We start from the raw sequence: 14,630 nt of genomic DNA on the forward strand, positions 1-14,630 counted from the left end.
GCAATTAGACGGTAACTATATTTTCGATAATTTCCCCATAGAATTAAAAAATCTTGCTTTAGATTACAAAGAATACAAACAACCAATCTTAGTAAGTTTGGATGGAAAAAAATAAAAGCTAGGATAGGATTAAAGAAGAGTGCTGATTTTCAAGTTTATGTTTTGACAATAGAAAATAAATTCGTTAATCGATTAAAATTTTTTAAAGAATTAGTGAATTCAAGTTCTAATTATATCAAACCAATACTCAAATTACAAGAAGATTTAACACAAAAACACGAAAAAACAATAGAAGAATTTATCCATAATGCAACATCTATAAATTCTTATAGCATTCAAGATTTATTCACATTAATTCCGCAAAAAAGTTTAACAGGAAATATTAATAAGCAAAAAGAGATTATAAGAGAAGTTATAAGAACCAAGCCTAATATAACAGTAGATACTTTACTAAAACAAATCAAATATAGTTTAGCAACTAAAGTTGAATTCTCAGTTTTTGAACGAACTTTAAAAAGTTCTAGTGTACTACTAAAAGAAGAACATTCAATAAGACCTGTTGTTTTATCAATTTTACAAATATTTATATCTGATTTTGATAAAAAGAATATTCAAGTTCATCTTGGAGGGACAGAAAAAATTCTTGAAATAGATTATGACTCCTTATTTGTATCTTTTTACTATATTTTTGATAACGCTGTGAAATACTGTTGTCCAAAAACAGATTTTAAAATTAGATTTTCAGAAGAAAAAAATTCATTTGATATCATCATAAAAATGGTTTCATTGGAAATAAAAGAATCTGAAAAAAAATTAATTACAGAACGTGGATATCGCTCCGAAATCGCAAAGAAAATTAATACAAAAGGATTAGGAATAGGTATGTATAGAATTGTAAAAACACTTAATTTTAATAATGCAAAATTGGATATTTCACCAAGAGCTTTCAAGTTCTCTAAAAAACATAAAGGAGTAGACTATGAAGGTAATGAATTTAGAATTATTTTTAGCGGGCAGAATACTTGGAAATAATAAAAAACTAACCAACATTGTATAACAATAATGGAGATTTAATATATAAAACGAAAGGTTTGTGAGTTGAAACCCGCTACCATTCATACACGAGACCTTAGCTAAAAGCGGAAGTATGACAACAACTGAATTAAGAAAGAGAATTACAGAAGCGGAATTACCAGATTGGTTCAATTCGGCTACTGCCAATATCAGCTATCCATATATTAACTTTTCCATTCAGTTAGAAGGACTGAGTTCAATACATAAGTGGCTTTCGCAACAAATAAAGGGTTGGGAAGACTATGGCTCTTTACCTAACCAGTTTGAACAATCAAAGAGACATTTCATTAATTTGAAATTAAGAATTGAGAATTTTGTCAATTCTTATCACAATCAAACGAATTCAGCAAATTTAGACAGTTATTGGAGACAAGAATCAGGACAATTATCGAGTAATTCGAATTTTTTCACTTCTGATGCACCACTAACGGACTTCCTTGTGGAAATGCATCAAAATAAACCTGCTTTCTTTCAAGGAGCGTACAATTACGTTGTTGGAATATACCGTGTTAGTAATAGAAATGATTTTATTGGCTCGTTATTAGCTTATGAGTTTGAGTCAAAAGACTATTCGGAAATTATAAATAGACGAAATAAGGAAAAAAACTCAATAAGCAAATTACGAAGTAAGTTCCAAGAACAACTTAATGAGTCTGAAAAAGACTTAAATGAACATCTAACCAATGCCAATGCTGATTACGAAAATTATGTAAAAGCAATAGATAAACTAAAACAAGATAAAGAAACTCTTATTAATAATTGGTTTGAGGGGAACGAAGAAAATGATGGAATTAAAAAAGAACTAATTAAGTTTTTCGAGGAATCTAAAGAGAGAAGGGAGAATCTAGAAATTGCCTATGACAAAAAACTTGAGTTATCCAAACCAGCAAGATATTGGCAAACTAAAGCGAAAACTTATTTTAAGAATTATAAAACTGCTAGAACTATTCTTATGCTACTAATAGGTTTTTGTGCATTATTACTTGGAGCTATTTTAATAATGGCACCTGATTATATTTTCAAACAAGTATTTAATGGCAACGAAGTAACTATTGTTCGTTGGTCTTTAATTTTTATAGCATTTTTAGCATTAATGGCATTTACAATAAAAGCAGTTAATAAAATTATGTTTAGCTCTCTTCATTTATCAAGAGATGCAGAGGAAAGGCATGCGTTAACTTTCGTGTATTTATCCTTATTGAATGAACAAGGTACGTCAATGGATTCAGAAGATAGGAAACTGATTTTACAATCCTTGTTTAGCCGTTCAGATACTGGACTTTTAAAAGAAGATTCAGGACCAACAATGCCGAATGATTTAGTGAGCAAAATTATTAATAAATAGTCACTGATCAATAATGACTACTAATCATGGCGGTTTAAGTTTGTGCAATACCAAAAGACAATAGACAGTTTAAAATAATGGAAAGGAAAGTTTAAAAAATAGTAATCCAAAAGATTTCAGACTATTCACTTATCTCATTATCTGAAACACCATCTCAGTCACCACTTTTTGATTTCCATCTTGATCGGTAGTATTCCTCATTTCAAAAGTAAAATTCCCATTATATAAAGAATCCATACGAGACAAGATATTACTAATCCCAATCCCCATAGCGGGTTCGGTTTCTGGTAAGGGTTGGCCATTGTTACTAATGACCAAATGTATATTATCTTGGAATGTGGTAATTTCTATGGTAATAGTGAGTACATCATGATGTAAGGAAAAGCCATGTTTGATGGCGTTTTCGAGTATGGGTTGTAACAATAAAGGCGGGACCTTGGTAGATAATAGTGCTGGATCCACATTGATCTCAAATTGTAGCTTGTCATCAAACCGTATCTTTTCGAGCTGTAGGTATTTTTTTAGCAGTTCCAATTCTTTTTCTAGGGGGATAAATTTGGAGTCGGTCAAGTTTAAGGTATCTCGTAACAAATCACTTAAATCGGCAATGGCGTCCTGGGATTTGGTAATGTCTTCTTCCATCAAAGATGAGATATCATTTAAGGCATTAAACAAAAAATGCGGTTGTAATTGGGATTGTAAGGCCTGTATCTTGGAGTCAAACAACTGGTTGGTTAAATGCATTTGCTGGATTTCATTTTCCTTTTCTTTCTGCAAATAGTTATACGCATACAAAATAGCCACCATAGAAAAATAAACAAAAAAGTTGAAGCTTAAACCGTTTAACCCTCTAATATAGACGCTTTCAAAAGTCACCTCGATCGCACTGCCCATAATGTGTTTGCTGATCAAGAGTTGTACAACAGAGGTATAAAAGGATAGCAAAAACGCCAACAAAATATGGATCGTAGATTTTAATACGATTCGTTTACCACCAAAAAGATATTTTTGGGTAAACACTAGGGCCAGGTAGATATACAAAGACTTGGTAAAATAATAAAAAACATAGTTGGTCAACAAGCGCACCAACCCATCATCTTGTATAGGGTCTGTACTTGCCAAAGAAGAGAGGTATACCCCCAAAAAATCTACCAGATAGGCGATCAGGTAAAAAAACAACAAAAACTGCAGTAGTTTTTTGTCAAAATAAAAAGGGTTCTTTTTTCTGGATTCCACAATTATGATTTTATACCCATTATTTTTAAAAATGCCTGGCGATAGTTTTTGGTCACACTAAATGCCGTACGGTCTTTCATAGTGATGCTATAATCCCCCAAACCTTCACTGATCACTTCTTTGATTTCAGGAATCGCCACTATGGTAGAACGATTGATGCGTAAAAAGCGATTAGGATTCAGTTTTTCTAATAATGCCGCCATAGAGGATCGGTACACATGTTTTTTCCCATCCTGCATAAAAATCTCAGCATAGTACGAAGAGGAGGTAATGTATTTGATCTGTGCTGTATCGGCAAACACATACTTTTTTCCCATTTTTAAGGCGATCTTTTCCAAATAAGGAGTGTTGTTGGTGTTAGGAGCTGCGTTTTGTGTAGCCAATTGCTGCAACAGCTGCTGTACCTTTTCCTGATACGCATCCCGCTCTTTGGAGTTCACTCGGGCAATCGCTCGATGCAAGGCCGCTAATAAGCGATCGTTTTTATAAGGTTTTAATAAAAAATCTACCGCTTCGACCTCAAAAGCTTTGATCGCAAAATGATCAAAAGCAGTAACAAATACAATGATAGGCAGTACAGCGGTATCGATATGTTCGATCACCTCAAAACCGGTCAAATCCGTCATCTTGATATCCAAAAACACAATATCGGGTTGGGTGGTATTGATTTTTAAAATCGCTTCTTTCCCAGAGCTGGCTTCATCGAGTTGATAGGGTTCGCTTTCTTTTTCCAGAATATTCAGGATTCGTTTTCTGGCCAGGGTTTCATCATCTGCAATCAGGATTTTCATCAATATGAGCTATAGCAATTTGGATTCGAAAACCAAGTTATGAAAAAAATGAGTGGCATACCAACCAAAGATATACTCGCCACAAATATTGCTATGTACCATCAAAAAACAACCAAAAAATGCCTTTTTACATCTTTAAATAAGTCGTCCATATCAAAATATAGTGGTTCGAGGTATTGTTGAGGTACCTTTAATCAAAAGAACACAATATGCGAAATATACTATGGGTCGGTTTGTTTTTGATGGCATTTTTAGGTCAGGCGCAAGACCTCAATAGTCTGTACAAACAAAGTATGGAGGCCTATAAAAACAAGGATTTTCAAAAATTCAAAGCCTTAAATCAAGAAGCCTTGACCATACATCCTTCACAACCTACCATCTTGTATAATTTGGCTGCGGCTTATAGTTTAACAGGGGATATGCAATCTGCAAAAAATACTTTACAACAATTATTATCCTGGAATGCACTGGTAGAATTTGAAAAGGATGCTGATTTTGAGGCGATGGTAGCAGCGAGTAATTTTTTACCGGAGTTACAGCAGGCTTCTAAAACCTTCCAAACTCCAAAAACGACCAGTGAGTCCTATGCCGAGATCGATGCCCAATATCATATCGAAGATCTGGTACAAGTAGGAAATACTCTGTATATGACAGATATCCGAGAAGGGCGTCTTATTGCCTATAATCTGAAAACAAAACAAAGTGAAGTGTTACTCAAGTTACCTGGGGCACTGCTAGCCATTGTGAGTGATACCTTCCAAAAGTCTGTATGGGTTTCTATGGCTGCTTTGCCTCAGTTTCAAGGTACTTCCAAAGAGAAGGAGCAAAAAGCACGTTTGGTAGCGTTTGATATCGTCAAAAAGGAAATCATTGCAGAAATCACATTGCCAGATAAGGTCGTAGTAGGGAGTATGGTGATGGATCAACAGGGGAGGTTATATGCTTCCAATTCAGCAAAGCCAGAGATTTTTGTGGTCGATACCCGCAAAAAGGAGTTGATAGAGACCATAGCCGTACCCGATGCCAAAAACTTGCAGGGGATTACCCTGGATCCCAACAAAGAAAGCCTGTACGTAGCCGATTATATCAAAGGGATATGCAAAATTAATATCAAGGATACCGATAAAACACCCGTTTGGATGCGGTCCCCTCAATATTTACTAAAAGGAATAGACGGGCTTACCTATCTGGACGAAAAGACTTTGTTGTCCATACAAAATAACACTACACCAAAACGATTAATAAAAATCAATCATGATGAGATGAGAGTAGTGGACGTTTTGTTGTTGGATAATGCATTACCGGTTTCGGGAGAACCTACCAATGGTTCATACGATCCCGAGATCGGTTTTATGTATATCAGCAATAGTCAGTGGCCGCATTATGATAAAGAAGCACAACCTATGCTAGATCAATGGGAACCACAACAAATTCGATTGTTGAAGCTAGGAAAGTAGCCTCCTTGTTATTAATCGATTATACAAACTCAAAGGAAATACCTATGAAACAAAATTATTTGAGCAATAAGATATGGTGCAGTTTAGTGCTAATGGTATGTGCATTCCTCATATCCTGTTCTGAAAACGAAAAAACAGCAACAGACGCATTAATCGGACCAAAACCAGAGGTGCCTAGTATTGCGATTTTGGGGACCTTCCACTTTGGAGCAACTTCTGATTTTTCATCGATGGATCTGGATAATTTTCAATCCCCAAAACGTCAACTCCAAATCAAAAACCTGCTGGATCACCTTAAAAAATACAAACCCACCAAAATCATGGTAGAATATCCTATGGATCAAGCCGAAGCTTTAAACCAAACCTATTTGGAGTATCTGGAGGGTGCCCATGAGTTAACGATCAATGAAATTGAGCAACTGGGGTTTCGATTGGCCAAAGCATTGGGGCATATACATATGTATAGTATCGATTACACCCTAAGTTTACCCTTGGATCAATTGGCTGCTTTTGCCCAAACCCATAAAGCAGAAGAGTTTGACTCCTTTTTGAAGAGTATCAAAGAAAATGACAAAAAAGACTCAGAGCTTTTACGGGAGCGTACGCTTATTGAATACTATGCCTATAAAAACTCTGAAGAAGAAGACCTTAAGAACAAAAATCAATATGTAGTGGGGACGGGGCAGTTTGTTTCGGATTCGACCTATATCGGGGTGGAGTTTGTAGCCAAATGGTGGGAACGTAATTTTTATATCATGTCCAATATCGATCGGCACATTACCAAAGACGATCGAATATTGGTGATCATTGGGGGAGCCCATCGGGCCGTGTTAAAGGACTTTTATATGGATAGACATGATATCGAGTATGTTGAAATTCAGGACTATTTAAAATCTTAATGGCCATGCGTATTCGAATACTGTTGTTGTTGATAGCACTAAACATGGTTGGTTGCACTACCCAGGGGCAGGAACCTCCAGATGGGATCAAAGTGTTGTTTGTGGGCAATAGTTTGACCTACAACAATGATCTGCCCAAGTTGGTGCAAAATACAGCAGCCAAAAAAGGAATGGTGATTGGGGTAAGTATGTTGGCAAAACCTAATTATGCCATTGTAGATCATTGGGCAGAAGGAGAGGTACAACGCTTTATCAATTCAAAACAATTTGATTATGTGGTGATCCAACAAGGGCCTTCGTCACAAAAAGAGGGGGGCGAGATGCTAATTCGTGATGGGAAAAAATATGCAAGACTATGCAAAAAGAACAATGCGCAATTGGTGTATTTTATGGTGTGGCCAGCACAATACTATTACCACACTTTTGATGGGGTGATTGCCAATTATACCACCGCCGCTCGAGTAAACAATGCTTTGTTATGTCCAGTGGGGAAAGCCTGGAAAGCGCATTTTGATGCCACTCAAGACTTTTCCTACTATGGGCCAGATGGTTTTCATCCTTCTCTACAAGGGAGTATGGTTGCGGCACAAGTGATTGTGGAGCGATTGTTTGTACATACCAACACCAAAAATTAATGAAGTACCGATCACATGTTTACCCTATTAAAAAGACATGCCGATTTTTTTATTCGAGGCCCCGTAGGTTTTCATTTGATCTATGGCTCCCAGGATAATGTGTTTTCTGTTGAACGTATGCAAGAGTTCGCCGATTTTCTGGTCAATTACCAGGTTATTTTTCCATTAGTGGCTGCACACATTTCGGTGTACGCTCAATTTATTTGTGGGATATTATTCATACTGGGAAAGCAAATAAAATGGGCAGCCCTGGTCATGATTGTCAATTTTGTAGTAGCCATTGGTTTGGTGCATTTGGGTGATCCATATCCTCAAAAATTCCCGGCGATTGTAATGTTGTGCAGCTCGATTTTTTTGTTTTTAAATAGTTGGCGAAACCCTACTGCAAAACAAGAAATGTGTGTTTGATGACTAAATCCAATAAGGATGCGCTTATTTTCTGCACTTTTTGAATATTTTTGGGCTTTTATTGAAAGACCGAATGTCAAAAAGAATATATATCGTAGCCCTATTGATGGCAATTTGTAGCACCACCAATGCGCAAATTGTGAATGTAGAATCTTTACGAAAAGTAGCAGATACTTCGGGTTGGTCGGGTTTTGTAAGCCTGGATTTGTCCTTAATCAAAAACAGACGGGATATTTTTAAGATTGCCAACCGTACCCATGTGCAATACAGTGCAGGAAAACATTTGCTGCTGTTTATCAATGACCTGAATATTCAACAACTGGATGATGAGAAGTTTGTAAACCGGGGTATTCAGCACTTCCGGTACAATTACAAATTTCATCCGCGCATCACCTGGGAAGCTTTTGTGCAAACCCAGTTTGATCCGGTTTCTAACATCAATATCCGAGCATTGGCAGGTTCAGGAACCCGATTTAAAGTACTGCCGTCTAAAAAGCATCGCTTTTATATAGGAACCCTATTAATGTATGAATACGAAGAAACCGAAGAAATGGAGATGGAGGTGATCAATTCGGACATTCGAGGGAGTATGTATGTGTCGGTAAATTTATATCCGTCGGATAATATGTCGATCATTAGTACTTCGTACTATCAGCCACGAGTAGATGCGATAAGAGATTATCGAATTTCGAATGAAACTTCAATCGTGTTTAAAATATTCAAAGACCTCAGGTTTAAATCGACCTTTACTTTGTTATTTGATTCCTTCCCGGCTATGGATATTCCGGATACCCAATACGAGTGGACCAATGGGTTGGCGTATACGTTTCAGTAAAACAATAAAAATCCAACCGATAAGATTGGATTTTTAATGGACCACCACAAATCCGCATCGCTAAAACGGAAAACCAGCTAAATCATTTTTGAATTTCTTCAAACGTTTTGACCTTCACATCTGATCATTGGTAAACTTTTTTGAAGTACCATATCGTTCTAAATTGGCTACAGGATACAATATCGATTTCTCGAAACTATCAAACTTGTAGTCTCTGGTCGTGTATTTATATACGTGTTTTTGCTTGTCCCTGGGTTTACCCAACTGGATATAGGTAGTACTGGGTAAGTAGGTACCATTGCTGGCTCTCTCCCGATCCCATTGTACCGTGGCATGCTGCATGCCTTTGGGCATAGGTAAAAAGAAATCCCCAATGGTGAGTTCTGCAAGATCAATAAATCGAGTTTCTTTGTTGATATAGATCAGAAAACGATCGTATTGTTTGTTGGGAGCTTCGCTTCCCCAAGTAACATATACCGTTTCATAGGTTTTTCCTTCAAATTTCTTTTCACCTGCATATCGCACGATCTCGGCATCTTTTATCGTCAACGGTGCTTCTATGAGATAGTGATAGGTAGCAAGTCCCCATAAATAACGATCGTGTTCGTGCCTGGTGATTTCTTTATGATCAACACAGGTTTTATAGCCTTCCCAGGATTGGAGTCCCTGTACCAGTCCTTCTTTACGACCTTCGAGATATTCTACCTGTCCATCAAAAGAGTTGGTGGCAAAACGAAATTGGATGTCTTTATTCAGGTTCCCTGGCAAAGCATTCATAGGCATGAGTGGCCAGAGGCCTTTCCATTGAAAGTTGGCCACCGTTTCATACACTTCACTATTGGCCAATTGATCATATCCCATTTTGTTGGAAGATTCTATTAGCAGCTGTCTGCCTTTCTCTTCCAAGGTTTGTGGAGATACACTTTTTACATAGTCCGTTCGTAAATCAACAGATTTACAAGAAGTGAACAGGGCGATACAAATCCATACGGGTATTGATTTTAAACTGTTTTTCATGATTTTAAAAATTTAGAATGTTCGTTTGCTATGTGCTTAGCGGTAATCTGTTTTGAAAACTTCAAGTCCTTCCGTAAAGGGTTGCATAGGCTCATCCACTTCGTTGATCGCAAGTTGATTGGCAAAATTAGAGATGACTTTTACCGCAATGTTGGTGATCACATCCAAAGCTTGTGCATTGTTGTACCCTGCATTTCTAAATGCTTCTAATTCAATATCATTCACACGACCATGTTTTTGGTAAACGCTAATCGCAAAAGCACGTAATGCATCAAATTTTTCGCTAGATAAGGCAGTTTTACTACGTAAAGCAGCTAAATCCTCTTCTGCAGAACCAAAAAATACTTTTCCTGCCAACGTATGTCCGGCGGTACAATATTTACACTCATTTTCTACGGCTATACTCAATTGCACGATATTGTTTTCTTCTGGAGAAAGACTACCGATTTTATCCAGATTCCATTGGGCATGGATATAAGAAAGTAAGGTCGCTTCAGATCCACTTAGTAGTTTGGTGAGATTAGGGATAAAACCAAAAGTTTCGCTCGACCAATCATACACTGCCTGTACTTCTTTTGACGGATTTTCTTGCAGTTCTAAATCGAATCCTCTTAGGGTTTGTTTCTTTTCTGTTTTAGTTTCCATTTTTAATGTGTATTTAAGTTATTTAATGTTATCAAAGATGTCTATATCGTTTTGCTTTGATTTCTTTGTGTAGTGAACAGGTATCAAGAATGAATGATGAAGAATCATCTTGTAGCAAATGGGTAAGACATTCTATATACTTGTTTTGAAAATTGAGCGAGAGAGCACATCATCCCGCCCAATTTTCGTTAAACAAACGAACAATCATCAATCAATCACTATCGCTACCAAAGTCCACCTTTGAAAAGAAGGTAATACAAGCTCTTTTTAGATTTCTGTGTTTGACACTTGCATTCTTTTTTTGTTGAGTTTTTTTTGGAGGTTTTTTCTTTCGATCTTTTTTTATTTTTCATAACAACCTCCTTTTGATATTATAGGATAGGTTTGATGTGAAATACATCGATATAAGGAGCACCCTGGCTTCTTTTTTCCTTATGCTGTTGGAAAGCTTTTGTTTTCTCAAAGCGCGCCTGAGAGTCTGGCCCACCTTTCCATTGTGCAAAGGCAATTACCGAAGGGTGATAATTTTGGTCATAGACTCCCGGGATAGGGTTGAGGTTAACAATAGGAGTGTACCCAAATTCTGGTTTTGAGGCCGTAGGTAGCACCGCCTGAAAATATTCTTGTAGCAAGTGTGCTTTTTTGGGATTGATAAAAATACCTGCAAAGTCATAAATCTGATCCGAAGAGATGGTAACAGTGACATCTTGTTCTACCTGAAAGTACCCTTGGCTTAAGAAACTCAATGCATTATCTCTGATGTTTCTTAGTTTTAGGTATTCTGGATTGGATTCGAATGCTCTTTTTTGTTCGATACTATCCCATTCAAAAAATACTACCATTTGGTTGGGTTTATCACCCAATACTGTTTTTACTACGGCAAAAGAAGCGATTGGTTTTGCTCCATAAGGAGTTGCTACCGGCATTACTTTTGGAAAATACTCTTCCATAAATGCTTTTTGACCTTCTGGTTTTACAGATAATAAGGCTACTTCGATAAGTTTACCCGATTTAAAAGTGATGCTGGCAGATTTCACTGTTGTAGAAGCACTTTCAGTTGTTGTAGTAGGAGCTTTTGCAAGTTGGTTGGTTTTTTCGGTTGATGGATTTTTGCAAGAGGCTATCGCCGAAAAGGACACGAATAACACCATCAAGGTTAAGAATTTTACTGTTTTCATTTTAATGATTTTTAAAAGTTTATTCAAATGTCGAAAGTGCACTTGCTTTTAAATCATTTATGTGATCAATGGGTAAGCAGTGAAAAAAATGTAGAGATTTGTGTAGTAGTTGGGTAGGAATGACTATGCGGTGATATTGGTTAACAGCGTATGATCAAAACTGCGACTTACTGGTATTTCTATATCATGTTGTGGCTGGGTAACAAAGCGTGTTTTAGAATTCCCAAAGAGTTGGAAAGGGTTAGTGGTATTTAAAAGGTAGGTACGATGGATGCGTACAAAGGCATTTGGAAGCTGTTTCTCTATAGTTTTGAGCGTAGCGCGTACCAGTTTTTGTTCTAACCTGAAATTTTGAAAGAAATACAGACGGGAATAATTGTCTTCTGCTTTGATAAACAATAGGGCTTTTAAGTTCACCCGAATGGTTTCTTTAATATCAGTATGTAAGGAGATATAATCAACGTCTTCCACTTTTTCTGGCAACCACACCTGAGAAACCATCAATTGATACCGTTTCCATTTGTGGATGGGAGCTAATTGAGGATCGGTGAGAATGAATAGCATGCCCGTACGTGCTTTCCAACCTTTTTCTATAAGGTCCATTACAGCTTCCCAATCTTTTCTGCCAGAATACACCTGAGCTTTGTAATTATGTAGCACCCGATTAGGGAATTGTTGTTCTATCCTATCAAAATGGTCCAAAAAGTCCTGAGCTTCCTGATCATGACCAAATTTTCCGTAGAAATACCCCATTCTGGGAACATAAGGAGTGGTGTCTGATAAGTTCTTTTGCAGTTTCCGTAGGTAACGAGAGGCAAGAGCTTCGTTTCCTCGCAAAGAGGCGATGTACATTAGATTCTCTAGAGAAGCAATGTCATTAGGAACCATTTTCAAGATGGATAGAAAGGTTTTCTCACTGTCATCATAGAGTTCTGCACTCAATTGCACATCTCCGATCATATTCAAAATACCGGTGGATAATGGGTCATACTCCAAAGCCGAATATAGGGCATCCAATGCGGCATCGTATTCTTTTAACCCATACCAGAAAAAGGACAATTGTTGGTAAGCTTCGCTGGCATCTACGTATTTCTCTAGCCCTTCTTCTATACTGTTGTAGATGTTTCGCCAATCCAGATTGTAAAAGAAATCGATGAGGTTTTTGTCAATGATAGCTTCTCCAGATTCAGGATTGAGTTGTAATGCCTGATCGATGGCTTTTCGCGCTTTTGGATACACGGTATCTGGTTTCTCTAAGCCTCGCCCTGCCTGAAAGATGTAACATTTGGCCAATTTTAAATAGGCAGGTGCAAAATTGGGCTCTTTTTGGATCACTTCCTGGAATAATGCTATGGCCTCTGCAACATTTTCTGGAGTCCATCGGTTAAAATGATAACCCCCAAGCATAAATTTTTGATACAGTTCAGGATGGGTGAGTTTTTGTACGGTGAGGGGTTTTTGTTTTTCTTCTTTGATCTGTAGCAATTGTAAAACAGCAGTTCTACAGCGCTCCCCAAGGGTAAAGATGTTTGCTTTGGAAATAGAAATGGTGGTTTCTTCTATTTCGTTAAGATCAAGCCTGTGGTATTGTATATGCACTGTTAATGCATTTTGCTCTATAATCGTACCCGTAATCACGCGAATCACATCCAATTGGCTGCTAATGTGTGCTAAATTAGTGGATTGCGCTACGGCTACCTGGGAGGATTGCTTAGAGATTACCGTATACTTTTGTGATGGACCAAGCTCTTGCATTAGCACTTCCTGAATGCTGTGCGACAGAAACTGTAGTTGTTCCGCTTTATACTCAAAGGGTAATATGGCTATTCTCTTAGTCATATAGATATTGATGATCCTTTATGGTACAAATATATTTATAAGATAAAAATTTTGGTTGGTATGTAGTGAATGGGTATGTAGGGATACTATATACCGTTACATTTGTACTTATGATACCCTATGACTTCATACTGGATTTATTATATTCGTTACCCTTACGAACCAAAAAGATGTTTGGGAATGTAGGGATCTATGTAGAAGAAAAAATCGTATTGGCCACCCGTTTCAAAGAGCATAGTCCTGTAGATAATGGGATTTGGATCGCAACCAAAGTAGCATATCAACCCATTTTGAAGGAAATGTTCCCCTCTTTACGAAATTTGGAAACCTACAATATTAAATCCTGGCTGTTATTACCTGATGAAGCAGATGATTTTGAGGAAGCAGCCGCAGCCATAGCAGAGCTAATAAAACAGAATAGTCATTTAATCGGTGTAATTCCTAAATCAAAAAATAAAAAATGATCCCAGAGCACATCCAAAACAGAAAAGGCCCAAGAAGCTTAAAAGATTTAGATCCAGAAGTAATAGAATATTTAAATGCCGGAAAAGTAGAAACTAAAAACTTGATGGAATGGTTGGCTACCGATCAGTTGGTATTGCTGAAGACGGTTTTGGAACCTTTGGGAAAAATGGATTGGTTTTCCTCTTTTGAAGTTGCGGTAAATGCGCAGAAAAAACCAACAGCCAATAGTAATACCAAAGTGATCGGAGAGGTTTTTGCCGAGCTTTCGGATATTGCTTTTATTCGTAAACACTTATCCAGTCATCCCAGTGATATTGTACGATGCTGGAGCTGCTGGGCCGAGAGCTTGTTTTATGATGTGGTTGCCGATTTATTATCCGCTATGCAACCCTATGCTGCGGATTCGCATTTTGGAGTACGAGAGGTAGTTATTTTTGCAAGCAAAGAGCGAATGATCGAAGATCTGGATTCTGCCATTCAAATATTGTCTGGTTGGACAAAGGATCAGGACGAAAATATTCGTCGTTATGCGGTCGAATCTTTACGACCAGTAGGGGTATGGACCAAAAAAATACTGGCTTTTCAGGAGGACCCTCAAAAAGGGATTTCGCTTCTTGAACCGGTGAAATCGGATCCCTCAAAATATGTACGAGATTCGGTAGGAAACTGGCTCAACGATGCCAGCAAAACACAACCCGATTGGGTGAGTATGATTTGTACTACCTGGACCAAAGACTCGGCTACCAAAGAAACGGCTTACATCGTTAAAAAAGCGATGCGTACCATCGCCAAGACGAAGTAAAAAC

15 protein-coding genes are annotated in these 14,630 nt (G+C 37.4%); 9 read left to right on the top strand and 6 right to left on the bottom strand.

The window, feature by feature from the left end; translation table 11 throughout:
• Positions 1 to 162 precede the first annotated feature (162 nt).
• Together AC0L3Q_RS07820 and AC0L3Q_RS07825 are read left to right on the top strand one after the other, a co-directional pair.
• Complete coding sequence (locus AC0L3Q_RS07820) at positions 163 to 1,032, top strand: histidine kinase (RefSeq protein ID WP_473286055.1); 870 nt, start codon at positions 163 to 165, stop codon at positions 1,030 to 1,032.
• A gap of 115 nt (positions 1,033 to 1,147) precedes the next feature.
• A complete protein-coding gene (locus AC0L3Q_RS07825; RefSeq protein WP_473286056.1) occupies positions 1,148 to 2,419 on the top strand; it encodes a DUF6161 domain-containing protein in 1,272 nt (423 codons plus the stop codon).
• A gap of 129 nt (positions 2,420 to 2,548) precedes the next feature.
• On the opposite strand, the gene AC0L3Q_RS07830 is transcribed toward AC0L3Q_RS07825, so the two are convergent.
• Both AC0L3Q_RS07830 and AC0L3Q_RS07835 read right to left on the bottom strand, forming a co-directional pair.
• On the bottom strand, positions 2,549 to 3,655 hold the full coding sequence (locus tag AC0L3Q_RS07830) for a sensor histidine kinase (RefSeq protein WP_473286057.1): 1,107 nt from the start codon (positions 3,653 to 3,655) through the stop codon (positions 2,549 to 2,551).
• 2 nt (positions 3,656 to 3,657) lie between these two features.
• A complete protein-coding gene (locus AC0L3Q_RS07835; RefSeq protein WP_473286058.1) occupies positions 3,658 to 4,446 on the bottom strand; it encodes a LytR/AlgR family response regulator transcription factor in 789 nt (262 codons plus the stop codon).
• Between the two features lie 209 nt (positions 4,447 to 4,655).
• Between AC0L3Q_RS07835 and AC0L3Q_RS07840 the strand changes: the two genes are divergently transcribed.
• From AC0L3Q_RS07840 to AC0L3Q_RS07860, 5 genes are all read left to right on the top strand, one after another.
• Complete coding sequence (locus AC0L3Q_RS07840) at positions 4,656 to 5,903, top strand: hypothetical protein (RefSeq protein WP_473286059.1); 1,248 nt, start codon at positions 4,656 to 4,658, stop codon at positions 5,901 to 5,903.
• Positions 5,904 to 5,947: 44 nt separating this feature from the next.
• Entirely contained in the window at positions 5,948 to 6,802 is an 855-nt protein-coding gene (locus AC0L3Q_RS07845) for a DUF5694 domain-containing protein (RefSeq protein ID WP_473286060.1), read from the top strand.
• A gap of 5 nt (positions 6,803 to 6,807) precedes the next feature.
• Positions 6,808 to 7,437 (top strand): SGNH/GDSL hydrolase family protein, encoded by a 630-nt coding sequence (locus AC0L3Q_RS07850; RefSeq protein ID WP_473286061.1) that lies wholly within the window; start codon positions 6,808 to 6,810, stop codon positions 7,435 to 7,437.
• Between the two features lie 15 nt (positions 7,438 to 7,452).
• The gene (locus AC0L3Q_RS07855) at positions 7,453 to 7,845 is read left to right on the top strand and encodes a DoxX family protein (RefSeq protein WP_473286062.1); all 393 of its coding nucleotides are present in this window, start codon (positions 7,453 to 7,455) and stop codon (positions 7,843 to 7,845) included.
• A gap of 73 nt (positions 7,846 to 7,918) precedes the next feature.
• Positions 7,919 to 8,680 (top strand): DUF481 domain-containing protein, encoded by a 762-nt coding sequence (locus tag AC0L3Q_RS07860; protein ID WP_473286063.1) that lies wholly within the window; start codon positions 7,919 to 7,921, stop codon positions 8,678 to 8,680.
• 114 nt (positions 8,681 to 8,794) lie between these two features.
• Here AC0L3Q_RS07860 and AC0L3Q_RS07865 read toward each other — a convergent pair whose 3' ends face one another.
• From AC0L3Q_RS07865 to AC0L3Q_RS07880, 4 genes are all read right to left on the bottom strand, one after another.
• Entirely contained in the window at positions 8,795 to 9,697 is a 903-nt protein-coding gene (locus AC0L3Q_RS07865; RefSeq protein ID WP_473286064.1) for a hypothetical protein, read from the bottom strand.
• A 36-nt stretch (positions 9,698 to 9,733) separates the two neighbouring features.
• Entirely contained in the window at positions 9,734 to 10,342 is a 609-nt protein-coding gene (locus AC0L3Q_RS07870) for a carboxymuconolactone decarboxylase family protein (protein WP_473286065.1), read from the bottom strand.
• Positions 10,343 to 10,713: 371 nt separating this feature from the next.
• Positions 10,714 to 11,520 carry a DUF1330 domain-containing protein gene (locus AC0L3Q_RS07875; protein ID WP_473286066.1) on the bottom strand — a complete coding sequence of 269 codons (807 nt, stop codon included), beginning with the start codon at positions 11,518 to 11,520 and terminating at the stop codon, positions 10,714 to 10,716.
• Between the two features lie 123 nt (positions 11,521 to 11,643).
• Positions 11,644 to 13,359, bottom strand: coding sequence for a LytTR family transcriptional regulator DNA-binding domain-containing protein (locus AC0L3Q_RS07880; RefSeq protein ID WP_473286067.1), 1,716 nt, complete (start codon positions 13,357 to 13,359; stop codon positions 11,644 to 11,646).
• Positions 13,360 to 13,469: 110 nt separating this feature from the next.
• On the opposite strand from AC0L3Q_RS07880, the gene AC0L3Q_RS07885 reads away from it, so the two are divergent.
• Positions 13,470 to 13,823, top strand: a complete 354-nt coding sequence (locus AC0L3Q_RS07885) for a hypothetical protein (RefSeq protein ID WP_473286068.1) — start codon at positions 13,470 to 13,472, stop codon at positions 13,821 to 13,823.
• Positions 13,820 to 14,626 carry a DNA alkylation repair protein gene (locus AC0L3Q_RS07890; protein ID WP_473286069.1) on the top strand — a complete coding sequence of 269 codons (807 nt, stop codon included), beginning with the start codon at positions 13,820 to 13,822 and terminating at the stop codon, positions 14,624 to 14,626. The genes AC0L3Q_RS07885 and AC0L3Q_RS07890 overlap by 4 nt, the downstream gene beginning before the upstream one ends.
• Positions 14,627 to 14,630: the final 4 nt, after the last annotated feature.

This window comes from Aquimarina sp. KJ22-3 (assembly GCF_055808215.1).

Coding starts and splice junctions, on each gene's coding strand:
- AC0L3Q_RS07840 (WP_473286059.1), top strand. CDS start 4,656: ATGCGAAATATACTATGGGTCGGTTTGTTTTTGATGGCATTTTTAGGT.
- AC0L3Q_RS07825 (WP_473286056.1), top strand. CDS start 1,148: ATGACAACAACTGAATTAAGAAAGAGAATTACAGAAGCGGAATTACCA.
- AC0L3Q_RS07885 (WP_473286068.1), top strand. CDS start 13,470: ATGATACCCTATGACTTCATACTGGATTTATTATATTCGTTACCCTTA.
- AC0L3Q_RS07880 (WP_473286067.1), bottom strand. CDS start 13,359: ATGACTAAGAGAATAGCCATATTACCCTTTGAGTATAAAGCGGAACAA.
- AC0L3Q_RS07855 (WP_473286062.1), top strand. CDS start 7,453: ATGTTTACCCTATTAAAAAGACATGCCGATTTTTTTATTCGAGGCCCC.
- AC0L3Q_RS07890 (WP_473286069.1), top strand. CDS start 13,820: ATGATCCCAGAGCACATCCAAAACAGAAAAGGCCCAAGAAGCTTAAAA.
- AC0L3Q_RS07835 (WP_473286058.1), bottom strand. CDS start 4,446: ATGAAAATCCTGATTGCAGATGATGAAACCCTGGCCAGAAAACGAATC.
- AC0L3Q_RS07870 (WP_473286065.1), bottom strand. CDS start 10,342: ATGGAAACTAAAACAGAAAAGAAACAAACCCTAAGAGGATTCGATTTA.
- AC0L3Q_RS07860 (WP_473286063.1), top strand. CDS start 7,919: ATGTCAAAAAGAATATATATCGTAGCCCTATTGATGGCAATTTGTAGC.
- AC0L3Q_RS07865 (WP_473286064.1), bottom strand. CDS start 9,697: ATGAAAAACAGTTTAAAATCAATACCCGTATGGATTTGTATCGCCCTG.
- AC0L3Q_RS07850 (WP_473286061.1), top strand. CDS start 6,808: ATGCGTATTCGAATACTGTTGTTGTTGATAGCACTAAACATGGTTGGT.
- AC0L3Q_RS07875 (WP_473286066.1), bottom strand. CDS start 11,520: ATGAAAACAGTAAAATTCTTAACCTTGATGGTGTTATTCGTGTCCTTT.
- AC0L3Q_RS07845 (WP_473286060.1), top strand. CDS start 5,948: ATGAAACAAAATTATTTGAGCAATAAGATATGGTGCAGTTTAGTGCTA.